At 54.6% G+C, this 21,876-nt stretch carries 21 protein-coding genes; 4 read left to right on the top strand and 17 right to left on the bottom strand.

The window, feature by feature from the left end:
- Positions 1-7: 7 nt before the first annotated feature.
- From HZS52_RS04605 to HZS52_RS04595, 3 genes are all read left to right on the top strand, one after another.
- Positions 8-688, top strand: coding sequence for a response regulator transcription factor (locus HZS52_RS04605; RefSeq protein ID WP_009286328.1), 681 nt, complete (start codon positions 8-10; stop codon positions 686-688).
- Positions 685-2,070, top strand: a complete 1,386-nt coding sequence (locus HZS52_RS04600) for an ATP-binding protein (protein ID WP_009286329.1) — start codon at positions 685-687, stop codon at positions 2,068-2,070. The genes HZS52_RS04605 and HZS52_RS04600 overlap by 4 nt, the downstream gene beginning before the upstream one ends.
- Positions 2,071-2,201: 131 nt before the next feature.
- A complete protein-coding gene (locus HZS52_RS04595; RefSeq protein ID WP_027958514.1) occupies positions 2,202-2,801 on the top strand; it encodes a CBS domain-containing protein in 600 nt (199 codons plus the stop codon).
- Positions 2,802-2,890: 89 nt separating this feature from the next.
- Here HZS52_RS04595 and nhaD read toward each other — a convergent pair whose 3' ends face one another.
- From nhaD to HZS52_RS04570, 5 genes are all read right to left on the bottom strand, one after another.
- Complete coding sequence (gene nhaD, locus HZS52_RS04590; protein WP_022521061.1) at positions 2,891-4,357, bottom strand: sodium:proton antiporter NhaD; 1,467 nt, start codon at positions 4,355-4,357, stop codon at positions 2,891-2,893.
- A gap of 157 nt (positions 4,358-4,514) precedes the next feature.
- The gene (gene glmS, locus HZS52_RS04585) at positions 4,515-6,341 is read right to left on the bottom strand and encodes a glutamine--fructose-6-phosphate transaminase (isomerizing) (protein ID WP_039857837.1); all 1,827 of its coding nucleotides are present in this window, start codon (positions 6,339-6,341) and stop codon (positions 4,515-4,517) included.
- A 188-nt stretch (positions 6,342-6,529) separates the two neighbouring features.
- A complete protein-coding gene (gene glmU, locus HZS52_RS04580; RefSeq protein WP_190374218.1) occupies positions 6,530-7,900 on the bottom strand; it encodes a bifunctional UDP-N-acetylglucosamine diphosphorylase/glucosamine-1-phosphate N-acetyltransferase GlmU in 1,371 nt (456 codons plus the stop codon).
- Position 7,901: 1 nt separating this feature from the next.
- Entirely contained in the window at positions 7,902-9,071 is a 1,170-nt protein-coding gene (locus HZS52_RS04575) for an FAD:protein FMN transferase (RefSeq protein ID WP_022521058.1), read from the bottom strand.
- A 12-nt stretch (positions 9,072-9,083) separates the two neighbouring features.
- The gene (locus tag HZS52_RS04570; RefSeq protein ID WP_027958510.1) at positions 9,084-9,884 is read right to left on the bottom strand and encodes an undecaprenyl-diphosphate phosphatase; all 801 of its coding nucleotides are present in this window, start codon (positions 9,882-9,884) and stop codon (positions 9,084-9,086) included.
- Between the two features lie 217 nt (positions 9,885-10,101).
- Here HZS52_RS04570 and HZS52_RS04565 point away from each other — a divergent pair, with 217 nt between their 5' ends.
- Positions 10,102-11,295 (top strand): cation diffusion facilitator family transporter, encoded by a 1,194-nt coding sequence (locus tag HZS52_RS04565; protein WP_039857842.1) that lies wholly within the window; start codon positions 10,102-10,104, stop codon positions 11,293-11,295.
- Positions 11,296-11,321: 26 nt separating this feature from the next.
- Here HZS52_RS04565 and mgtE read toward each other — a convergent pair whose 3' ends face one another.
- From mgtE to HZS52_RS04505, 12 genes are all read right to left on the bottom strand, one after another.
- Positions 11,322-12,704 (bottom strand): magnesium transporter, encoded by a 1,383-nt coding sequence (gene mgtE, locus HZS52_RS04560; protein ID WP_009286337.1) that lies wholly within the window; start codon positions 12,702-12,704, stop codon positions 11,322-11,324.
- 173 nt (positions 12,705-12,877) lie between these two features.
- Positions 12,878-13,306: a F0F1 ATP synthase subunit epsilon gene (locus HZS52_RS04555; protein WP_027958509.1), complete on the bottom strand. Its 429-nt coding sequence runs from the start codon at positions 13,304-13,306 to the stop codon at positions 12,878-12,880.
- A 24-nt stretch (positions 13,307-13,330) separates the two neighbouring features.
- Positions 13,331-14,710: a F0F1 ATP synthase subunit beta gene (gene atpD, locus HZS52_RS04550; protein ID WP_009286338.1), complete on the bottom strand. Its 1,380-nt coding sequence runs from the start codon at positions 14,708-14,710 to the stop codon at positions 13,331-13,333.
- A 73-nt stretch (positions 14,711-14,783) separates the two neighbouring features.
- A complete protein-coding gene (atpG, locus tag HZS52_RS04545; RefSeq protein WP_141440222.1) occupies positions 14,784-15,671 on the bottom strand; it encodes a F0F1 ATP synthase subunit gamma in 888 nt (295 codons plus the stop codon).
- A gap of 65 nt (positions 15,672-15,736) precedes the next feature.
- Positions 15,737-17,281 carry a F0F1 ATP synthase subunit alpha gene (atpA, locus tag HZS52_RS04540; protein ID WP_190374217.1) on the bottom strand — a complete coding sequence of 515 codons (1,545 nt, stop codon included), beginning with the start codon at positions 17,279-17,281 and terminating at the stop codon, positions 15,737-15,739.
- A gap of 16 nt (positions 17,282-17,297) precedes the next feature.
- Positions 17,298-17,834 carry a F0F1 ATP synthase subunit delta gene (locus tag HZS52_RS04535; protein ID WP_027958508.1) on the bottom strand — a complete coding sequence of 179 codons (537 nt, stop codon included), beginning with the start codon at positions 17,832-17,834 and terminating at the stop codon, positions 17,298-17,300.
- Between the two features lie 11 nt (positions 17,835-17,845).
- A complete protein-coding gene (locus HZS52_RS04530) occupies positions 17,846-18,316 on the bottom strand; it encodes a F0F1 ATP synthase subunit B (RefSeq protein WP_022521052.1) in 471 nt (156 codons plus the stop codon).
- A 76-nt stretch (positions 18,317-18,392) separates the two neighbouring features.
- Positions 18,393-18,620: a F0F1 ATP synthase subunit C gene (gene atpE, locus HZS52_RS04525; protein WP_022521051.1), complete on the bottom strand. Its 228-nt coding sequence runs from the start codon at positions 18,618-18,620 to the stop codon at positions 18,393-18,395.
- A gap of 76 nt (positions 18,621-18,696) precedes the next feature.
- Positions 18,697-19,524 (bottom strand): F0F1 ATP synthase subunit A, encoded by an 828-nt coding sequence (gene atpB / locus HZS52_RS04520; RefSeq protein WP_009286341.1) that lies wholly within the window; start codon positions 19,522-19,524, stop codon positions 18,697-18,699.
- Between the two features lie 32 nt (positions 19,525-19,556).
- The gene (locus HZS52_RS04515) at positions 19,557-19,949 is read right to left on the bottom strand and encodes an ATP synthase subunit I (protein ID WP_022521050.1); all 393 of its coding nucleotides are present in this window, start codon (positions 19,947-19,949) and stop codon (positions 19,557-19,559) included.
- 205 nt (positions 19,950-20,154) lie between these two features.
- Positions 20,155-21,084 carry a ParB/RepB/Spo0J family partition protein gene (locus tag HZS52_RS04510; protein ID WP_009286342.1) on the bottom strand — a complete coding sequence of 310 codons (930 nt, stop codon included), beginning with the start codon at positions 21,082-21,084 and terminating at the stop codon, positions 20,155-20,157.
- A 15-nt stretch (positions 21,085-21,099) separates the two neighbouring features.
- On the bottom strand, positions 21,100-21,867 hold the full coding sequence (locus HZS52_RS04505; protein ID WP_190374216.1) for a ParA family protein: 768 nt from the start codon (positions 21,865-21,867) through the stop codon (positions 21,100-21,102).
- Positions 21,868-21,876 lie beyond the last annotated feature (9 nt).

Raw genomic sequence — 21,876 nt, 5'->3', positions numbered from 1 at the left:
TCCCGCCATGCGTATATTGTTGGTAGAAGACGATCCGAGCTTAGCCTCGGGCATTCGCTTGGCATTAAAGCCCGAGAATTTCACGGTGGATCACCTGAGTGATGGCGTTAGCGCCTTGGCCGCGTTAAAGGAAGGTGAACCTTTTGATGCGGTCATTCTCGATCTGGGGCTACCGCGTATGGATGGTATGCAGGTACTGGAAGCCGTGCGGCGGCAGGGCAATCGCGTGCCCATTTTGGTATTAACCGCTCGCGATGCCGTCGATGAACGTATCGCCGGGTTGGATGCAGGTGCCGATGATTATTTAACCAAGCCGTTTGAGGTCGCTGAATTAAAAGCCCGCCTGAGAGCCTTGTTGAGACGTAGCAGTGACCAGGTAAACAGCGCCCTGGAGTGCCGAGGTATTCGCCTTGATCCGTTAACCATGCAGGTTAGCTACCAGGGGAAACCCGTGGTGTTATCACGACGGGAATTAACCCTGCTGCAAGAGTTTATGAGTCACCCTGGGCGAGTGTTCACCCGCGATACCCTAACGCGCTTGGTCTATGGCTGGGATGAAGATGTAGAAAGCAATGCCATTGAAGTACATGTGCACCACCTTCGGAGAAAATTCTTTCCTCACCTGATTCGCACACTACGCGGCATTGGTTACGTAATGGATAAAACGGACCAGGATCAGCACTCATGACCTCTATCCGCCAACGCACTCTGGGGCTAGCGCTGCTGGTGTTTGGCATTAGCATGCTGGTGATTGGCTTTATCAGCTATCGCTACGCTGCCCATGAAATTGAAGCACTGTACGATGCCAGTCTTGAGCAAAATGCGCGCTTATTAGAAGGTTTGTTGCAAGCACCGCTGCCAGATGAGGCCCGGGGAGTACTGCTCAACAGCCTAGAAAGCGCTCTAGGCAAAACGGCGAGATCTGATCGACGCTTTGCAGGTTACCGGGCGGATAGCCAGCTGGGCTTTCAGCTATGGGAACGGAACCGCCTCCTGTTGCGCTCAGCTAATGCCCCTGAGTCGCCGTTGGCCGATCTCCCTTTGGGTTTCACTAGTCAGTCTATTGATGAGATCCAATGGCGCATTTATGTACTCGACATCCCCAACTCCATACAGCGGATTGTGGTTAGCGAGCGCGAAGACGTTCGCGGGGAGCTGATCAGGGCGGTAGCATTGCGCACGTTACTGCCCGACCTGATTGGCCTGCCGCTACTCACCGCCCTGCTGTGGTGGTCGATTGGCTGGGGCTTGGTACCACTGTTGCGCATGGCCGAGCAAATTCGCAATCGTGATCCGCATAATTTACAGCCCCTCACCCTCAGCCCACTGCCCCAGGAACTAGATACTATCGCCGGTGCGCTCAACCGGCTGTTAGAGCGAATCCGCATAATGCGCGTGCGTGAAAAGCGCTTTATTGCCGATGCCGCGCATGAATTACGTACCCCGTTAGCAGTGCTTGATCTACACGCCCAGAATGCCCTGACTGCCGACAATCTTGAAGATCGTCAGGAGGCGCTCAGTCACCTTCGCGGCGGCGTTGCACGGGCCACGCGCTTGGTTACCCAACTCTTAACGCTGGCTCGCCTGGAGCCTGAAGAGGAGTCGCAGCCTGAATACCGCACTAGCCAGTTGCTTAGTGAAGTGCGTGAGACCCTGGCCAAGCTTTCGCCGCTGGCCGCTGAGCGCGAACAGCAGCTACTGTTAAATGCAGATGAGCAGGCAGATTGGTCGATATTAGAAGAGCCCGGTGCCATTGAAACCCTGGTACAGAATCTGGTCGGTAATGCTATCCAACACTCGCCTAACCATAGTGTCATCAGCATCACCCTAGCGACGACGCCACAAAGCTTTCAATTAACGGTGGATGACCAAGGCCCGGGGATACCAATCAATGAACGCAAAAAAGTGGTTGAGCGCTTTCAACGCTCGGGCCCCAGTGCTGGTTCAGGATTAGGACTTTCCATCGTTGAGCGGCTGGTCACACGCCATAGCGGCACCCTTCAGCTTGATGATGCCCCCAGTGGGGGATTGCGTGTGCGTATTGTTTTACAGCGCCTAAAAGAGGAGTAGCACCCTCTTTTCTTGCTAAACTGAGTTTTATGAGTCTCTTAAGGTTGCGATAAGAATTGCGTGCAACTGTGGAGGTGCAAGGCGAGCCAGACACCCACGGCTCCCTCTTTTCTCCACATGGAGGTACCCTGATGAACCAAGTGACTTTTTCACCTAAACCCTTAATTCAACTAGGCTCAGCACCACTGCTAGCCAAGCCAACGGCGCGGCGGCTACTGCCTACTAGCCCAGCGATGACGGTACTGACCGACTTTTCCCAAGTCATGCCTCAATCCGTTGATGCCGACACGCCTATCGACGAGGCGCATCTCAAGATGCGTTATAGCGGTGTAAGACTGCTGTTCGTGATGGATCACCAAGCGCACTGCATCGGCATTATTAACTCAAAAGAAGTGATTGGTACGCGGCGTATCAACATCGCCATGCAGCAGCGTAACCTCAGCCGCGAAGAAGTGACCGCTGAAATGATCATGACCCCGTGGCACAAGCTTAGCGCCATGACCATCGCCCAGCTGGCATCGCTGACCATTGAGGATCTGGTGCTGTCGATGGAAGCCGTGACCGATCAACACCTGTTAATCACAGAGCAAAACGATAACCACGAACTTAGAATTCGCGGCATTATCTCAGCCAGTGATATACAGAGCGCGGTAGGTAAAGAAATCAACCCGGTGCCTATGGCGAAAAGCTTCGCTGATATTTGCCAAGTCATAACTGGCCACGATCTATAACGACTGATCGTTAACCCATTTAATTTACATCTAGAAACGCCCCTCACTGGTTACTCAGTGAGGGGCGTTTTCAGTTTGCTATACAGCGTTTAAAACAACGCGCCGTTAATCCAAAGATGCGTCGCAATGCTGGCGGCATAGCCCAGCAATATTGCCGGTACCCAGCGAAGGTGTACGGCAAAGGTATAAATACCTCGCGCCTGCCCCATAAGGGCAACCCCCGCGGCTGAGCCCATAGAGAGCAAACTACCCCCCACGCCTGCGGTTAAGGTAATCAACAGCCAGTTACCCTCCGTCATATCCGGGGCCATGGAAAGTACTGCGAACATCACCGGGATGTTGTCCACGACTGCCGAGATAAGCCCCAGCACCACGTTCGCCCACACCGGGTTCCAACTGCCGTAGAGCGTTTCGGAAAGCAGGCTGAGGTAGCCCATAAAGCCAAGGCCACCCACACACATTACAACCCCGTAGAAGAACAGCAGTGTATCCCACTCGGAACGAGCGATACGGCTGAAAATATCGAAGGGAACCACGCTACCCAGCTGCTCCAGCTTCTTCCAATCGCCCCGGCGGGAGTAGCGCTCACGCTTGCGTTCAAGCGAACGCGGCAGGCTGCGGCGTAGGTAGTAACCAAAGAACTGCAGCAGGCCTAAACCAAACATCATGCCCATGGCAGGCGGTAAGTAGAGGATAGAATGGCACAGTACCGAGATGGCCACGGTAATCAAAAACAGTACGATAATTCGCCGTGCGCCGCGCTTGAGCCAGACATTCTCTTTAAGCGAAGCAGGCTGACGATTGACGATAAAGAAATTCATGATAACCGCAGGCACCATGAAATTAACCACCGCCGGAAGCAGCAGCGCGAAGAAGCCTTCAAATGGTACTTGGCCCGCCTGCCACACCATCAGCGTGGTGATATCGCCAAATGGGCTAAAAGCACCACCCGCGTTAGAAGCTACCACCACATTGACACAGCAAAGGCCGATAAACTTATTATCACCCTCGGCCACTTTGAGTACCACGGCGCACATCAGCATGGCGGTGGTCATATTGTTGGCAATCGCCGAAATACCGAATGCCATGACACCGGTAATCCAGAACAAGGAGCGATAGCTGAAGCCTTTACGCACTAGCCAAGAACGTAGCGCATCAAATACCCGACGCTCTTCCATGGCGTTGATATAGGTCATTGCCACCAGCAAAAACAGCAGTAGCTCAGCGTATTCAAGCAGTGTTTCACGGAAGGCGGTTTCCGCCTCTTCCGGCATCCCCGCTTGTACATAGACCCAGGCCACTAGCGCCCAGATAAGCCCTGCCGCAACCAGCACCGGCTTAGACTTACGCATATGCAGTAGCTCTTCACTCATCACCAACGCATAGGCGAGCACGAAGATCACGACAGAAGAGATACCGGCAAGCGAAAGAGTAAGATCAAGGGGCCCAGCGGCGGCATAAGAGAGGGAAGGAAAGACAAAAAGCGTGCAGGCGAGCAACAACCAAGCGACCCGGCTAGCATAATGCCGGGTTACGTGGACGTTTGGTGGTTTCATGGCGATGTTATCCAATCAGAAGGGAAAAAGACCGCCACGATCATAAGCACCCTAATGACATGCTGCAACGCAACGGTTGCGCATAAGATGCGACTTATTGCCGCATCTCGTAAAGCGTTTTTATTAGTTCAACTACTCACAAGGTTTGGCGTCGTCGTCACTCCACCGTCACGCTCTTGGCCAGATTACGGGGCTGGTCAACATCTGTACCCTTGAGCACGGCCACGTGGTAACTCAATAGCTGTAGCGGCAGGGTATACAGCAGCGGCGCCAGCGCTTCGTGCACGTGTGGCAGGGTCAGCACACGAATATCTTCCTGAACGTCGATACCCACGCTTTCATCGGCGAACACAAACAGTTTGCCGCCGCGGGCACGGACTTCCTGAAGGTTGGATTTTAGCTTTTCAAGCAGATCATCGTTGGGGGCGACCGATATTACTGGCATTTCGCTATCCACTAGCGCCAGCGGGCCATGCTTTAACTCCCCTGCGGGATACGCCTCGGCATGAATATAGGAAATCTCTTTGAGCTTTAACGCCCCTTCAAGGGCAATCGGATAGTGAGCTCCGCGCCCCAAGAAGAGCGCATGATGTTTCTCTGCAAACGCTTGGGAAAGTATTTCGATCTGGCTATCCAACGCCAACACCCGCTGACACACCTCCGGCAACGTGCGCAGCGCAGCGATAATATCCAGATACTCAACCTGATTTTTGGCTTTACTGACCGAAAGCGTCAGCAGCATTAACGCCACTAACTGGGTAGTAAAGGCTTTGGTAGAGGCCACGCCAATTTCAGGGCCCGCGCGGGTCATCAGAGACATATCCGACTCCCGCACCAGCGAACTACCGGGCACGTTACAAATCGCCAGCGAGCCCACATAATTGAGGGTTTTAGCAAAGCGTAACGCGGCCAGGGTATCGGCGGTTTCGCCGGACTGGGAGAGGGTGACAAACAGCGTGCCTTCGGGCACGACCGGGTGGCGGTAGCGATATTCAGAGGCCACCTCGACCTGCACCGGCACCCCCGCATAGCGCTCCAGCCAATAACGTGCCACCAGCCCCGCATGGTAGCTGGTGCCGCAGGCAATGATATGCATGTGGCGAGTGCGCTGGAAAAGCGCCAGCGCATCGGGGCCAAAGCTCTCTATTAACACGCTTTGAGCACTCAGCCGCCCCTCTAATGCCGCCTCAATCACCGTTGGCTGCTCGAAAATCTCTTTGAGCATATAGTGGCGATAATCGCCCTTACTGGCCGCGCCATCGCCGTGCTCAAAGGTATGGATAGGGCGCTCGACGTCGTTACCGTGGCGATCCACAATGCGAATGGCACCCTGCTCGCGCAGCTCGACCAAATCGCCCTCTTCAAGGTAAATAAAACGATCTGTGACCGGCAGCAGCGCCAGCGGGTCAGAGGCTAAAAAGGCCTCATTAATCCCCACACCGACCACCAGCGGACTACCTTGGCGCGCGCCAACCACCACGCCAGGTTCTTGAGCACACATTACGCCCAGTGCGTAGGCGCCGCCTAAGCCGTTAACGATCTGCTGGGTAGCATCAAACAGGCTGAGCCCATCAGCCAGCTTTTCGGAGAGTAAGTGAGCAATTACTTCGGTGTCGGTTTCTGAGCTAAACGCATAGCCACTGCGCTGGAGGCTCTCTTTTATAGCCTCGTAGTTCTCAATGATACCGTTATGCACAACGGCAACCTGATCGCTACTGTGGTGCGGGTGCGCATTGGCCTCAGAGGGTTTACCGTGGGTTGCCCAGCGGGTATGCGCGATACCCGAAAAACCCGGTAGCGCGGCCTTATCCAATTGAGCGGTAAGCGCCGCCACTTTTCCAAGCGCACGATGGCGGGTTAATACGCCGTCGTTGAACACCGTCATACCGGCTGAATCGTAGCCGCGATATTCCAGGCGTTTTAGTCCTTCTAATAGAATTTCTTGGACGTTGCGCTGGGCAACGGCGGCTACAATGCCACACATAATCACTCTCCTAGTTTATTAACCAGAGCTCTTCACAAACGCTACTCGACCAACCCGCTGAACGGTAGAACGACGACCATTGATTATAAATACGTCTTTTTAATGATTCTTAGCACCATTTAAAAACGATTTTAAGCGCTGTTTTAAGGACTGACTCAAGAGCCCTCTTTAATTGCTTCCTTCCCGCCCTATGGCTTTGTCACTTTACTAGGACGCAGCCAATCAATTTTTTCTAGCTGACGGCCTCGCGTAACGGCCAACGCATAGTCGGTGACATCTTTAGCAATCGTAGATCCAGCCCCTATGGTAGCGCCTTTGCCTACCGAAACAGGTGCGACCAAGGCGGTGTTCGAACCGATGAAGGCGTTATCACCAATATCGGTGTGGTGCTTGTTAGCGCCGTCGTAGTTACAGGTGATCGTGCCTGCTCCCACGTTCACGTCACGCCCCAATCGGGCATCACCGACATAGCTTAAGTGATTGATCTTACTGCCCTCACCCACATCGGCATTTTTGGTTTCAACGAAATTGCCCACCTTGGCTTTTACCGCCAACCGCGTCCCTGGGCGAAGTCGCGCAAAGGGGCCAACCTGGTTCAGGCCAGCTGCCACGGTGCCGTCTATCACGCTGTGGGGTTCTATCACGCTCTCTGCACCAATGGTGCTGTTTTTGATCACACAGTAGGGGCCAATTCGTACGCCCTCACCTAGTTCAACCTCGCCTTCAAATACACAACCCACGTCGATAAACACATCGTGACCGCAGGTCAAATGCCCGCGCACATCGAGCCGTTCGGGGTCGGCAAGTGCCACTCCTTGTGCCATTAACTTATCGGCCAACTGGCGTTGATAAACGCGCTCCAAGCGGGCCATTTGCGCTCGATTATTAACCCCTTCCACTTCAACAGCGGAGGCCGGTTGGGCAGTGCATACCTTGATGCCTTCCGCTGCGGCCATGGCAATTACATCGGTCAGGTAGTACTCACCCTGGGCATTTTCTGCGGAGAGCTGCGGTAACCAGCGTTTAAGCTGGGCACTCGTCATGGCCATAATACCGGTATTGCATTCGGTAATTGCAAGCTCGGCGCTACTGGCATCTTTTTGCTCAACAATCGCCACTGCTTCGCCTGCGTCGTCACGCACAATTCGCCCATAGCCCGTGGGGTCAGCTAGCGTTACCGTCAACAGCCCCATGTGCTGCTCATCCACATGGGCCAACAGCTCGCTCAGGGATTCCCGCTGCAGCAGCGGTACATCGCCGTAAAGGATTAACACCTTACCGCTCCCTAACTGCTCGAGCGCTTGCGCCACCGCGTGTCCGGTGCCCTTCTGCTCGGCCTGAACGGCAAACTTTACAGGCTTTTCTGCCAGCACTTCGCGCAGTTGGTCAGCGCCATGACCAATAACGACATGGGTGCGATCCGGCTGCAACCCTGAAGCGGTATCCAGCACGTGCTGCACCATTGGCTTGCCGGCCAAGGGATGCAACACTTTAGGAATTTGTGAACGCATCCGCGTGCCTTTACCCGCGGCGAGAATGACAATATCCAGTTCTTGCATACTATTCACCTATTACTGATGGGTCAGCGGGCGCCGGGCTGTCTGTGGCGGGGCTGTTGGTCGCTGGGGCTCGTCGTTGTTCAATGCCCAACTCATTAACCAGTGTTTCCCCAAAATAATTAACAAATTCCGGGCTAGCAATGCTGCGCCACTGCTCGCCATCACGCACGAGCAAAAGCACTTTAAGGTTATTCTCAATGGCCAGTTGCATCGCCTCCTGTTCGCCAACCACCAGTAGCGCCGTCGCCCAGGCATCTGCCCAGGCATTGGAGGGATGGAAAACAGACACCGAGGCAAGCTGGTGGGTCACCGGCCGCCCCGTGCGCGGATCAATGGTGTGGGAAAAGCGCTGGCCATCCACTTCAAAATAGTTGCGGTAATCACCCGAGGTGGCCACCGACATACTCTCTAACGGGATAATATGCTGAGCACGCTGCTGGCCATTTTCAGGCACCTCAATGCCAACCTGCCAGGGCGTTTGTTCTTCCTCATCACGCAGGCCGCGGGCGATCAGTTCTCCGCCAATATTGACTAAGTAGTGCTCCAGCCCCTGCTGTTCCAGGTAAGCAGCTACGCGGTCAGTTCCATGGCCTTTGGCCACGCCGGAAAGGTCGACAAACACATCGCGGGTACGCCGCGCCTGCATATTTTGGGTGTCGATTTCTAGCGCATCAATGCCTACCTGGGCAAGCTCCTCGGACAGGGCATCGTCGGAAGGGACGGTTTCAGGCCGTGCACCGGGGCCAAAGCTCCATAAATTGACCAGGTCGCCTACAGTAATATCAAAAGCGCCGTGGCTGGCTTCCGCGACGGATTGGCTAATCGCAAGCACGTCAATAAGCTCATTGGAGAGCGGCTGCCACTCATCTAAAGGCGCTTCGTTGAAGGCGATCAGCTCCGAGTCATCCCGGTAGGTCGACATCGCCTGATCAACGCTCTCCAGCTCTGCTTTAAAGCCCTCTTCCAATTCAAGAGACTCGCCCTGAGTAAGCGGATCCATAATGGTCACCTGGTAGAAGGTGCCGAAAATATTGCCATCAAAGCGTACCGGTGGTTCCAGCGGTCGATCACTCTCTGAGCAGCCTGCCACGCCTAACCCCAAGCCCAGCAGTGAGCCCGTTACGATCAGTGCACGTCCCCACCTTGCTGTGCGTTCAACAGCCTTTTTCATCGTTGCTTTATCCTAAAAATAAAAGAACCACAGCAGCCAGGCGCCGAACAGCACGCGATAAATCACAAAGGGCTGCATTCCCAATTTTTTTATAACCACCAGAAAGTAGTGAATACACAAATACGCGCTTACTCCCGATAACAGGGTGCCCGCCAACATCGCGATCCAATCAATCGACTGTGGAGCGCTAAACAGCCCTACTGCTTCTAGGCCACCTGCCAGCACAATCACCGGGATTGATAATAAGAAAGAGAAGCGCGAGGCGCCTTCTCGGTTCATGCCCACCATCAGCGCCGCGGTAATGGTAATCCCCGAGCGCGAGGTTCCTGGGATGAGTGCTAGCGCCTGGGCACCACCAATAATAAGCACATCCTTCAAACGCAGTTGGTACTCGCTGCGCGTACCCTCTTTACGCCAATCGGCATACCCCAACAATAGCCCGAAACCAATTAAACTGAAGCCGATAATCAGCGTAGAGCGCATAAAATGAGAAATAACATCGTGCATTAGTAACCCAATAAGCCCCACCGGGATGGTCGCTAACGTCACCCATAAAGCCAGTCGTGCGTCTTCGTTCACTCCTTTGCCGCTGAGCGCAGCCAAGCTGCTAATGACCATCTGCCAAATTTCCTGCCGGAAATAGATAATCACCGCGGAGAGGCTGCCTAAATGCAGGGCAACATCAAAGGCTAGGCCTTGATCTTGCCACTCTGTCAGCACAGGCACCAAGATTAGGTGGGCAGAGCTTGAAACGGGTAAAAATTCTGACACTCCCTGAACAACCGCTAACACCACCACCTGGAGCCAATCCATAAAAAAATCCTGTGCATAGAAACAATTTAATGGTTGCAATGGCGCTTAAGGATACACATCCACCTATTCGTTGTCCGCCATTGCCTTTGCTGAGACTAGCCACCACTGACACACAAAGGTATCGTTTCACAGCCTGAAAGCAGTGGAGGCTATAGAGGATATAAGGAGTGCGCTACAATAGGCGTCTATTGAATGCGTGCGTCCTTGCAAGGTACCCATGACTCAGACCATCGATACGCCAGTGGTTCACGACCAAGCGCGACTTAGCCAAGAGGCCAAGCGCGTTACCTACATCGGAGCATGGCTGGATGCCCTGTTGAGCATCGTCAAAGTCGCGATCGGTTTTATGGTCGGCTCAGCGGCGTTGATTGCCGACGGCATTCACTCCCTATCAGACTTAGTCACCGACGGCTTTGTCCTGGCGGCCATTCACTATGGGCGTCAGGAGCCCGATAAAGACCACCACTACGGCCACGGCCGTATCGAAACCCTGACGACCCTGCTGCTGGGAAGCGTACTGATTTTCGTGGCTGGCGCGATTGCCTGGTCGAGCCTGGATCGCCTGTTTAGCGGCGCCGACGTTAACGCCCCTGGCGCGCTGGCAATCGTGATTACTGTCATCGCGCTGTTTAGCAAAGAGTGGATTTTTCGCTACACCATGCGGGTTGCCAAGCGGGTAAAGTCAAAGTTACTCGAAGCCAACGCCTGGCACTCGCGCAGTGATGCATTATCCACTGCCGTGGTGTTAGTAGCCTTGGTGGGCGCCCAGTTTGGTTTGGGTTGGCTGGATGCCGTGGCCGCCATCATTGTGGGTTTATTAGTCGGCAAGGTAGGTTTGGACTTGCTGTGGGAGTCGGCGCGGGAATTGGTGGATACCGCGCTACCAGAGGACGTACAGGATCAGATGCACGATGTTGCCTGCAGCGTTCCGGGTGTGGATAGTGTTCACGATCTGCGTACCAGGCAATCCGCCGGCTGGGTAATGGTCGACCTACACGTGGTGGTCGGGCCGAAAATTACCGTGTCGGAAGCCCACGAAATAGGTAATGAAGTCAGCCGTCGCCTACGCCATGAGTTTCCCGCACTCACCGACGTGATATTCCACGTTGACCCCGAAGACGACGCCGGGGCGGGTGATCCTAGCCGCCTTCCCGGCCTTCCGCTCCGCCCTGAAGTAGAGGCAGCCCTGGATGCACGCTGGTACAAACACCCTGTGTGGCGCACCCTGAACGAGCTCCAGTTGCACTACTTGGAAGATAAGGTGTCGGTATCATTGATCATTGATGACGCAGTGCATCAGCCGCCCCAGTGCCTCGCTAGCCAACTAAAAGCGCTGGCTAGCGATATTGAGTGGCTCGGCCACGTCGAGGTGCTGTTTATCACCCGCGCCGCCAGTAGCTCGATGCGCTAGAGCCTCTACCCGCTGGTTGTTTCCTCTTATAACCCTGTCAACAGCAGTGTGGCGATGCTGAAGTAGATCACCACCCCAGAAGCATCAATAAGCGTGGTCACCAGCGGTGCCGATGCCGTGGCAGGGTCGACCTTAAAGCGCTCGAGTACGAACGGCAGGCACATCCCCAACAGGCTGCCAAACAGCACGATGGTCACCATGCTCAAGGCGACCACCATTGCCAGCTCTTCTCCCCCGCGCATAATGCCAATAGGCGTTACCGCGATGGCCATGGTGATACCCAGTGACCCGGCGACAAGTAGCTCGCGGCCCAGTAGTTTGCCCCAATCTTTGACGCCAACGTCACCGGTCGCCATGCCGCGCACCATCAACGTGGCTGCCTGAGCCCCGGCGTTACCGCCACTACCGATCAATAACGGTAAAAAGAATACCAGCGCTACCTGGGCGGCAATGGTCTCTTCAAAATAGGCAATCCCGGCCCCCGAAAACAGATTGGCAAAGACCAGCAGTACCAGCCAGAACACGCGCTTACGGTAGAGGCTCCAGAGCTTCACACGGCTTACGCCATCTTCCAGTTGGCCGATCGACATCCCCTTGTGGAAATCCTCTGTCGCCTCGGATTCAGCGACATCCATCGCGTCATCGTGGGTCACGATACCGACCATGCGTTCATCGGCATCGATCACTGGCAGCGCCAACAGGTCATACTTCGCCACAATACGGGCGACATCTTCCTGGGCACTATCAACCCGTGTACTGATGACATCCTTGATCATAATGTCATCAACAATGGCGCCGGGGCGTGCCACCATAAGCTGACGCAGCGACATGGTACCGATCAGTTGTCCGTCGCTATCCAGGATATACAGCTGATAGACCGTTTCCGCATCCGGAGCGGTCTGGCGTACCCTCATCATCGCCTGCGACACCGTCATGCCACTGGCTATGGAGACATAGTCAGAGGTCATGATGGCGCCGGCGGTACCCTCTTCGTAGCTGGCAAGCCGCTTCAGGTCTTCTCGCTCGCGGTGAGCCATGCGACGCAGCAGTGCCTCACGACGGTCTTCGTTGAGAAGATTGAACAGATCGGCACGTTCGTCCGACCCCATTTCTTCGAGCAGCTTGAGAACCTGGCTGTCATCCAGCTTTCCTACCACCTCGAGCTGGCTCTCCCCAGGCAAATAGCCCAGCACATTGGCTGCCCGTTCCGCAGAAAGAATATCCAGAAGGGCGAGCGCCGCAGGCAGCTCTTCGTCATCCTCAATCATCTCTTCGAGCACTTCACCGATATCCGCGGAGCGGGTTTCGGCCAAACGCAAAGAGAGCACCGATTTACTGGGCACTTCCTTGCCCAACTCGTCGAGCAGCTCGGCTTTTAATTCCTGTAGGCTTTCATCATTCAGTGCCATGATTCTCCCCCCTTGCGCTTACAAGCGTCGTGCTGCCGAGCTAATCCATCACCCAGCCCATTCTACTGACCAAACTCATCATACTTACTTATTTGACTGCCAAACAAAAAAACGCCCCTTAAACCCTGGTAGCGGGTTTAAGGGGCGTTGGACACACGCCAAGTGCGTGAGTATTAGCCTTTACCCGCCTTTTTACGCAGCTGCTGAATCGTTCGCAGCTGTGCAACGGCTTCGGCAAGTTCAGCGGCAGCACGAGTATAATCGAGCTCCGATGACTTCTCATTAAAGGCTCTCAGCGCCTGCTGACGCGCTTCTTCGGCAGCGGCCTCGTTGAGGTCGCTGGCACGTGATGCAGAGTCGGCCAGAATCGTCACGACATTCGGCTGGACTTCCATGAAGCCCCCCGAGACAAAGAAGTTCTCTTCCTTGCCGCCATCGTGAATCACGCGTACCGGACCCGGCTGAAGCTCGGTCAGCAACGGGGCATGACCCGGCAAAACACCCAGGTCACCCATAATCCCGGAAGCAATCACCTGCTCAACGGTACCTGAGAAGATCGATGCTTCAGCGCTGACGATATTGCAAGTAAAGCTATTCGCCATAGCGAATCCCCCTAATGGACGGGATTACTTCTTCATCTGGTTGGCTTTCTCGACGGCTTCGTCGATGGAGCCGACCATATAGAAGGCCTGTTCCGGCATATCGTCGTATTCGCCAGCAAGAATGCCCTGGAAGCCACTGATGGTGTCTTTCAGTGAGACATACTTACCTGGTGAACCGGTAAATACTTCGGCCACGAAGAACGGCTGCGACAAGAAGCGCTGGATTTTACGCGCCCGGGAAACGGCCAACTTGTCTTCGTCAGACAGCTCGTCCATACCCAGAATGGCGATAATATCCTTAAGCTCTTTGTAGCGCTGAAGAACGTTCTGCACACCACGAGCGGTGGCGTAGTGCTCTTCACCGACGACCAGCGGATCCAACTGACGTGAGGTGGAGTCCAACGGATCGATCGCCGGATAGATACCCAGCTCGGCGATAGAACGTGCCAATACCACGGTAGCATCCAGATGCGAGAAGGTGGTCGCCGGCGACGGGTCGGTCAAGTCATCCGCAGGTACGTAAACGGCCTGTACGGAGGTGATTGAGCCGGTTTTCGTCGAGGTAATACGCTCCTGCAGAACGCCCATCTCTTCAGCCAGCGTAGGCTGATAACCTACCGCTGATGGCATACGACCCAACAGTGCCGATACTTCGGTACCCGCCAGGGTGTAACGGTAGATGTTATCGACGAACAGTAGAACGTCGCGGCCTTCATCACGGAATTTCTCAGCAATGGTCAGGCCGGTCAACGCTACGCGCAGACGGTTACCCGGAGGCTCGTTCATCTGACCATAAACCAGCGATACCTTATCGATAACGTTGGATTCAGTCATTTCGTGATAGAAGTCATTACCCTCACGCGTACGCTCACCAACACCGGCGAATACAGAGTAGCCACTGTGCTCGGTGGCGATGTTGCGGATAAGCTCCATCATGTTAACGGTCTTACCGACACCGGCGCCGCCGAATAGGCCAACTTTACCACCCTTAGCGAACGGGCAGACCAAGTCGATAACCTTGATACCGGTTTCCAGCAGCTCGTTAGAAGCTGCTTGGTCGGCATAGCTCGGTGCTTTACGGTGGATCGGCATACGCTCTTGCTCACCGATCGGTCCCGCTTCGTCGATCGGTTCGCCGAGTACGTTCATAATACGGCCCAGCGTTTCCTTACCTACCGGTACGGAAATGGCGGCACCTGTGCTGGTCACGTCCATGCCACGCTTCAAGCCCTCAGTGGAGCCCATGGCGATGGTGCGCACCACGCCGTCGCCCAGCTGCTGCTGGACTTCGAGGATGGTCTCAACATCGGAGACCTTCAGCGCGTCGTAGACCTTGGGCACAGAGTCCCGCGGAAACTCTACGTCAATCACCGCGCCGATGATTTGTACGATACGTCCGCTCATCTTGGTTCCTCTCTAAAACCTGCAAATGAAACCTGTCTGCCGGGAGCCGCTAAAAGCGTCGGCTCCCTAGGCGTTATACGGCAGCAGCGCCGCCGACGATCTCAGAAATTTCCTGGGTGATGGCGGCCTGGCGGGCCTTGTTGTAGACCATCTCCAGATCGTCGATTAGGCCGCCTGCGTTGTCAGTGGCACTTTTCATAGCGATCATTCGGGCGGCTTGTTCACAAGCGCCGTTTTCCACTACCGCCTGATACACCTGCGATTCGATGAAACGAACCAGCAGGCTATCGAGCAACGCCTTGGCATCCGGTTCATACAGGTAGTCCCAGCTTCCGGGACGGGCGTTTTCGTTGTCTTGCTCAGCGTCTGCGCCCATATCAGGCGACAGCGGAAGAAGCTGACGAACCACTGGCTTTTGGGTCATGGTGTTCACAAACTCGTTGTGCACCACGTAAAGCCGGTCGAGACGTCCTTCATCGTACGCTTCGAGCATGACCTTAATACTGCCAATCAAACCTTCAACGGTCGGGGCTTCGCCTAAACCACTCTTCGCCGCCACCAAATTGCCACCGTAGTTGCGGAAAAAGGTGCTGGCCTTAGCGCCCAAAGCGCAAAAATCCTGCTCTGCGCCCTGCTTTTTCCACTCGCTGGCCTGTTTGAGCAAGGCTTTGAAGAGGTTGTGGTTCAAGCCACCGCACAGACCACGGTCTGTAGAGACCACAATGTAACCAACGCGCTTAACCTCGCTACGCTCGACCATATAGTCGTGCCTGTACTCGGGGTTCGCGTCGGCAATGTGGCCGACCACATTGCGGATCTGCTTAGCGTAAGGCTGACTAGCCCTCATCAGATCTTGCGCTTTACGCATTTTAGATGCAGCCACCATTTCCATGGCGCTGGTGATCTTCTGCGTATTTTTAATGCTCCCGATCTGGGTGCGTATCTCTTTTGCAGCTGCCATAGCGATCTACCCTTCGTTCGTGGCTCTCAGAAAGCATGCAAACCCGCCCGCAGGCGGGCCAGACATTACCAGCTCTGAGTCGCCTTGAACTTCTCGAGACCCGACTTCAAGCTGTCTTGAATCTCACCGTTGTAATCGCCGGTCTGGTTGATCTTGTCGAGTAGATCACTGTGTTCAGACTTCATGTAATCGTGCAACGCACGTTCGAAGTCCAGCACTTTGTTCACTTCGACATCATCCAGGAAGCCTTCGTTGGCGGCATACAGCGACAGCGCCATTTCAGCGATCGACATCGGCGAGTACTGGTTCTGCTTCATCAGCTCGGTGACACGTTGGCCGTGCTCAAGCTGCTTACGCGTGGCTTCGTCAAGATCAGAGGCAAACTGCGAGAACGCCGCCAGTTCACGGTACTGAGCCAGCGCCAGACGGACACTACCGCCGAGCTTCTTGATGATTTTGGTCTGCGCCGAACCACCTACACGAGAAACCGATAGACCGGCGTTAATCGCCGGACGAATACCCGAGTTAAACAGGTTGGTTTCCAGGAAGATCTGACCATCGGTGATCGAGATCACGTTGGTCGGTACAAACGCGGAGACGTCGCCGCCCTGGGTTTCGATGATCGGCAGCGCGGTCAAGGAACCGGTTTTGCCTTTCACTTCGCCGTTGGTGAACTTCTCAACGTAGTCGACATTAACCCGTGCAGCACGCTCAAGTAGACGCGAGTGGAGATAGAACACGTCACCAGGATAGGCTTCACGACCCGGCGGGCGACGCAGCAGCAGCGATACCTGGCGGTAGGCAACAGCCTGCTTGGAGAGATCGTCGTACACAATCAGCGCGTTCTCGCCGCGGTCGCGGAAGTATTCGCCCATGGTGCAGCCAGAGTAAGCGGCCAGGAACTGCATGGGAGCCGGATCGGCAGCGCCAGCGGCGACGACGATGGTGTGCTCCATGGCGCCGTGCTCTTCAAGCTTGCGTACCACGTTGGCAATGGTCGACTGCTTCTGGCCAATCGCCACGTAGACACAGGTCACGCCTTTGCCTTTCTGGTTGATGATCGCATCAATGGCAATGGCGGACTTACCGATTTGACGGTCACCGATGATCAGCTCACGCTGACCACGACCGATCGGCACCATGGCATCGATCGATTTCAGACCGGTTTGAATCGGCTCATCGACGGACTGACGGGTAATAACGCCCGGCGCCACTTTCTCAACGGCGTCGGTCATGGTGGTGTTGATGTCGCCTTTACCATCAATGGGGTTACCCAGCGCATCGACCACACGACCAATCAGCTCAGGGCCTACCGGCACTTCGAGAATACGACCGGTACACTTGGCGGTCATGCCCTCTTCGAGCTGCAGGTAGTCACCCAGCACGACGGCACCCACGGAGTCACGCTCCAGGTTGAGTACCATGCCAAAGATGCTGTTGGGGAATTCGATCATTTCACCAAACATCGCGTCTTCGAGGCCGTGAATTTTCACGATACCGTCGGAAACGGTCACGATGGTGCCCTGATTATGGGCTTCGGATGCGACGTCAAGCTTTTCAATTCGCTGCTTGATGATGTCGCTGATCTCGGAAGGATTCAGTTGCTGCATGCCATGTCCCTCAGACTCAAGCGGTTAGCGCTTCGGAAAGGCGGTTCAATCGACCACGTACGGAGCCGTCAATAACGGTATCGCCAGCACGCAGGATGACACCGCCAATAAGCGACTTGTCCACCTGAGTAGTAATAGAGATTTCGCGATTCAGACGTTTCTTAAGCGCGTTCGCTAGTTTGGTCTTCTGCTTACTATCTAACTTGTAAGCAGAGGTGACGTTCACTTCAACCCGCTGCTCGTGTTCGGCACGCAGGTGCTCGAACTGATCAGCAATGGAGGCCAACGCCATCAGGCGGCCCTGGTCAGCCAAAACAGTCAAAAATCGCTGTAAAGCCTCATCCTGTTGCTCAGGAATAAGCTCGACAAGCAGCGACACTTTTTGCTCGCTGTCTAATTTGGGACTGCTTAGCCGATGGCGCACGACGTCATCTGCTACCGCAACACTTAAAAAACCTAGCGCTTGTGACCAACTATCAAGCGCCTCATGATCACGCGCGTATTCAAACGCTGCCTTAGCGTAAGGACGAGCGACGGTAAGTAATTCCGCCATGGTTCACCTCCTTACAGTTCAGCAGCAAGCTCATCGAGTAACTTGCGATGGGCTTGTTCGTCGACCGACGCTTCAAGAACACGCTCGGCACCCATAACGGCGAGATAAGAGACCTGGGCACGAAGTTCATCCTTAGCGCGATTCACTTCTTGCTCAATCTCGGAACGTGCACTCGCTACTAGGCGTTCGCCTTCGGCGCGGGCCTGTTCGCGGGCTTCTTCAACTATCTGGGCAGAGCGTTTGTTGGCCTGCTCAAGAATCTGAGAAGCTTGCTCCTTGCTTTCGCGCAGCGTCTGCTCTGCCCGCTCTTGAGCAAGCTCAAGATCACGGTTAGCACGGCTGGCTGCGTCCAAGCCATCAGCAATTTTTTTCTGACGCTCATGAAGCGCGTTGCTGATCGGAGGCCACACATACTTTAAGCAAAACCAGACAAAGATCGCGAAGGCGATCGTCTGCCCGATTAGCGTCATGTTGATATTCACAGGAATGTACCTCTGACAAGTTCGTGGCGACCGGAGTGAAACAAAACCGAGCGCTTAACGCTCGGCTGAGCTGTCATTAACCGGCAACAACGAAGATCAGGTACATTGCGATACCAACACCGATCATCGGAACGGCATCCAACAGACCTGCCATTAGGAAGGTTTTGGTTTGCAGCTGGTCGCCCAGTTCAGGCTGACGCGCTGTAGATTCCAGCAGCTTACCACCCAAAATAGCGAAGCCAATGCCGGTACCTAGAGCGCCGAGACCGATCATGATGGAAGCGGCAATGTAGATAAGTTCCATGGTAATGCTCCTAGTTTTTCAAGTTAAAGGTCGAGGGTTGAGGTTAAGGGTTAATGTGTTTCAAGCATTGCTCGGATTAGTGATGCTCGTGTGCAGCGCTTAGATACACCACGGACAGCACTGTAAAGATGAAAGCTTGTAGTACGACGATCAAAATATGGAAAATGGCCCACGGCACATCCAGCACCCAGATAGCCCAGAACGGCAGCATGGCGATCAAAATAAAGATCACTTCGCCGGCAAACATGTTGCCGAACAAACGCATCGCCAAACTAAACGGTTTAACCAGCAGCGCGACGATTTCCAGTAGGAGGTTGAAGGGAATCAGCGCCCAGTGATTAAACGGCGTCAGTGACAGCTCTTTGGCGAAACCACCTACGCCTTTAACCTTAAAGCTGTAGTAAAGAATCAATCCGAATACCCCTAGTGCCAAACCTAGCGTGGCGTTCACATCGGTGGTGGGGACAATTTTCATGTAGTCCACGCCCAGCTTACTGAACAGCACGGGGAAGTAGTCGACCGGAATAATTTTGAGCGTGTTCATGAACAGAATCCACACGAACAGCGTTAAGGCCAGAGGAGCAATGATCGGGTTATGCCCTTTGAATGTTCCTTTGATCATGTCCTCGACAAATTCAACAACCATTTCAACGGCATTTTGCAGGCCACTGGGTACACCCGTGGTGGCCATTTTGCCGGCTTTGCGGAAAATCCAGATAAACAGCAACCCCATGGCAATCGACCAGCCCATGGTATCCAGGTGAATGGCCCAAAAGCCCATTTCACTTGCTTCTTCTGCTGAATGCGCCAGCGACCAGCCGTTCTCAGGATGATTGCCAAAGGTCAAATTCTGTAAGTGGTGCTGGATATAGTAAGTCGTTGAGACTTCGTTTCCTGCGGCCATGGATGTGTCACCTCAATCAGTTGTGCAATTTTCTAGGCATTAGCGTTTTTTGGCATTAACCAAGGCGTAAGCCAATGCGTTAGAACAACTGCAACATAAGCATAAAAAAAGAAAGTAGGGTTTGAGGGAGGCGCTGCCACGAACACTGCAACAAACAGTGCCACCGTCAAACCAAACTTGCCTGCCTCGGCGCGAAACAGGCGCATCGCTGCCTTTGAAGGGCTACTCGCGCGTAAAACCCCCATTCGTTTGATAAAAAAGGCGTGCGGTAATAAGGCTACCAGCGCCCCTTTAAAAACCGATGACACGCCTTCTAAATCGGCGACTAGATAGGCGGCCAACATACCAACGAAGGTGATCATCAGTTGCGCGATCGTTAGCCGAACGATGTAGGCTTTTCGACGCTGGGTTTCGTATCGCTGCATACCGGCCCAGCCTCACTGATAAAAACCAATACCTCGACCAGCTAATAGCTAGACAAACCAAGGCAACCTGCACAAATCTTGCGCGATTATAGGGAAGCGCTATCACACCTTCAACCGAAGTCGCACCGATTTTGCCCGCTTAAGGGCTGATTTGCGACCAAAGGGGGAAAACGTGTGCGCTTCTTACGTGATATTGAATAGCCTGCTATTTAATATGATTCAAGATGCCATCCAATTCTTCGAGGCTGGTATAACGTATCGTTAACTTACCTTTGCCTTTTTGACCATGATCAATGGAGACAGGCGCACCGAGCAGTTCGCCAAGATGTGTTTCAAGCTTGGCCACATCGGGCTGCTTGCTTTGACGGTTAGGCGTTTTGGTTGGTGTTTGGCTGGTTTGGACTTTTTTCACCAGCGCTTCGGTGGCCCGCACCGTCATATCGTTATTGACCACCTCATGAGCCACCTGCCGCTGCTGGGTGCTGTTCAGCGTCAGCAAAGCTCTTGCGTGGCCCATATCCAGGTCACCCCGTTCGAGCAGGGTTTGCACTTCCGGATCTAACGCCAGCAGGCGCAACAGATTGGCCACCTGGGTGCGCGATTTACCCACTGCGTCGGCAATCTGCTGCTGGGTTAGCTCAAACTCTTCGCCCAGGCGCTTGAGCGCCATGGCTTCTTCGATGGCGTTGAGGTTTTCACGCTGAATGTTTTCGATCAGCGCCAGTGCCAGGGCAACTTCATCGCTGACTTCCCGGATAACTGCCGGGATAACGTCCAGCTCGGCGAGCTGAGCTGCCCGCCAGCGGCGCTCACCGGCAATAATTTCGTAGCGATCCACGCCGATTGGGCGCACGACGATGGGCTGCATCACGCCCTGGGCGCGAATGGAGTCTGCCAGCTCTTCTAGCGCTTCGGGCTGAATATCCCGGCGCGGCTGATATTTACCCCGCGTTAATTGCCCTAACGGCAGACGTTCAAGGCGATCTTCGCTAACGTCATCGGCCGCGGCACTACGCGCGGCGTCAGAAAGCTCCAACGGGGTGCCGCTACCGGCAAGTTCTAAGCTGTCACGGCGACGGGCACCGGCACCAATCAGGGCATCCAGGCCACGTCCCAGCGCGGGTTTACGCGTCATTCGCTTTTCCTCATTTTATAACGCTAGGCGACGAATCATCTCTTTCGCCAACACACGATAGGCCTGGCTACCACGGGAGAACCGGGCATATTGCGTAACGGGTAATCCGTGGCTTGGCGCTTCGGCAACTTTGACGTTGCGAGGAATGGTCGTTTTCAACAGCATGTCGCCAAAATAGTCACGCAACTGCTTATCCACTTCCCGCGTTAAGCTGGTGCGCTTGTCGTACATAGTGCGCAAAATGCCCGCAATGGCAAGATCAGGATTCACATTTTGCTTAATCTGCTCAACGGTATCGAGCAGGGCCGACAGCCCCTCCAGGGCGTAAAATTCGCACTGAAGAGGGATCAGCACGCTATCGGAAGCCGTTAATGCATTCACGGTCAGCATGTTCAATGAGGGCGGGCAGTCGATCAGCACTACGTCATACGCATCCGAGACCGAGGCAAGCGCGGTGGTTAAGCAACTCTCGCTTTTATCGCGATCTAGCAGCTCGACTTCGGCGGCGGTGAGATCACCGTTACCCGGCAGTACGTCGTACTTGACCGCCAGCTTTTTGACAATCGTATCAGCGGCCGTTGCTTCGCCCAGTAGAACGTCAAGCACGCTTTTATCGAGCTCGTATTTATCGATGCCGCTGCCCATGCTGGCATGGCCTTGGGGGTCAAGATCCACCAGTAGTACGCGACGGTCGAGCGCAGCGAGACTGGCCGCCAGGTTAACGGCCGAGGTGGTCTTGCCCACGCCGCCTTTTTGGTTGGTCAGGGCAATGATCTGGCTCACTTACTCAAC

The sequence above is a fragment of the Vreelandella titanicae genome, assembly GCF_014697095.1.
GTDB classification, from domain to species: domain Bacteria; phylum Pseudomonadota; class Gammaproteobacteria; order Pseudomonadales; family Halomonadaceae; genus Vreelandella; species Vreelandella titanicae.
This window is presented reverse-complemented; position numbering and strand designations above follow the sequence as displayed.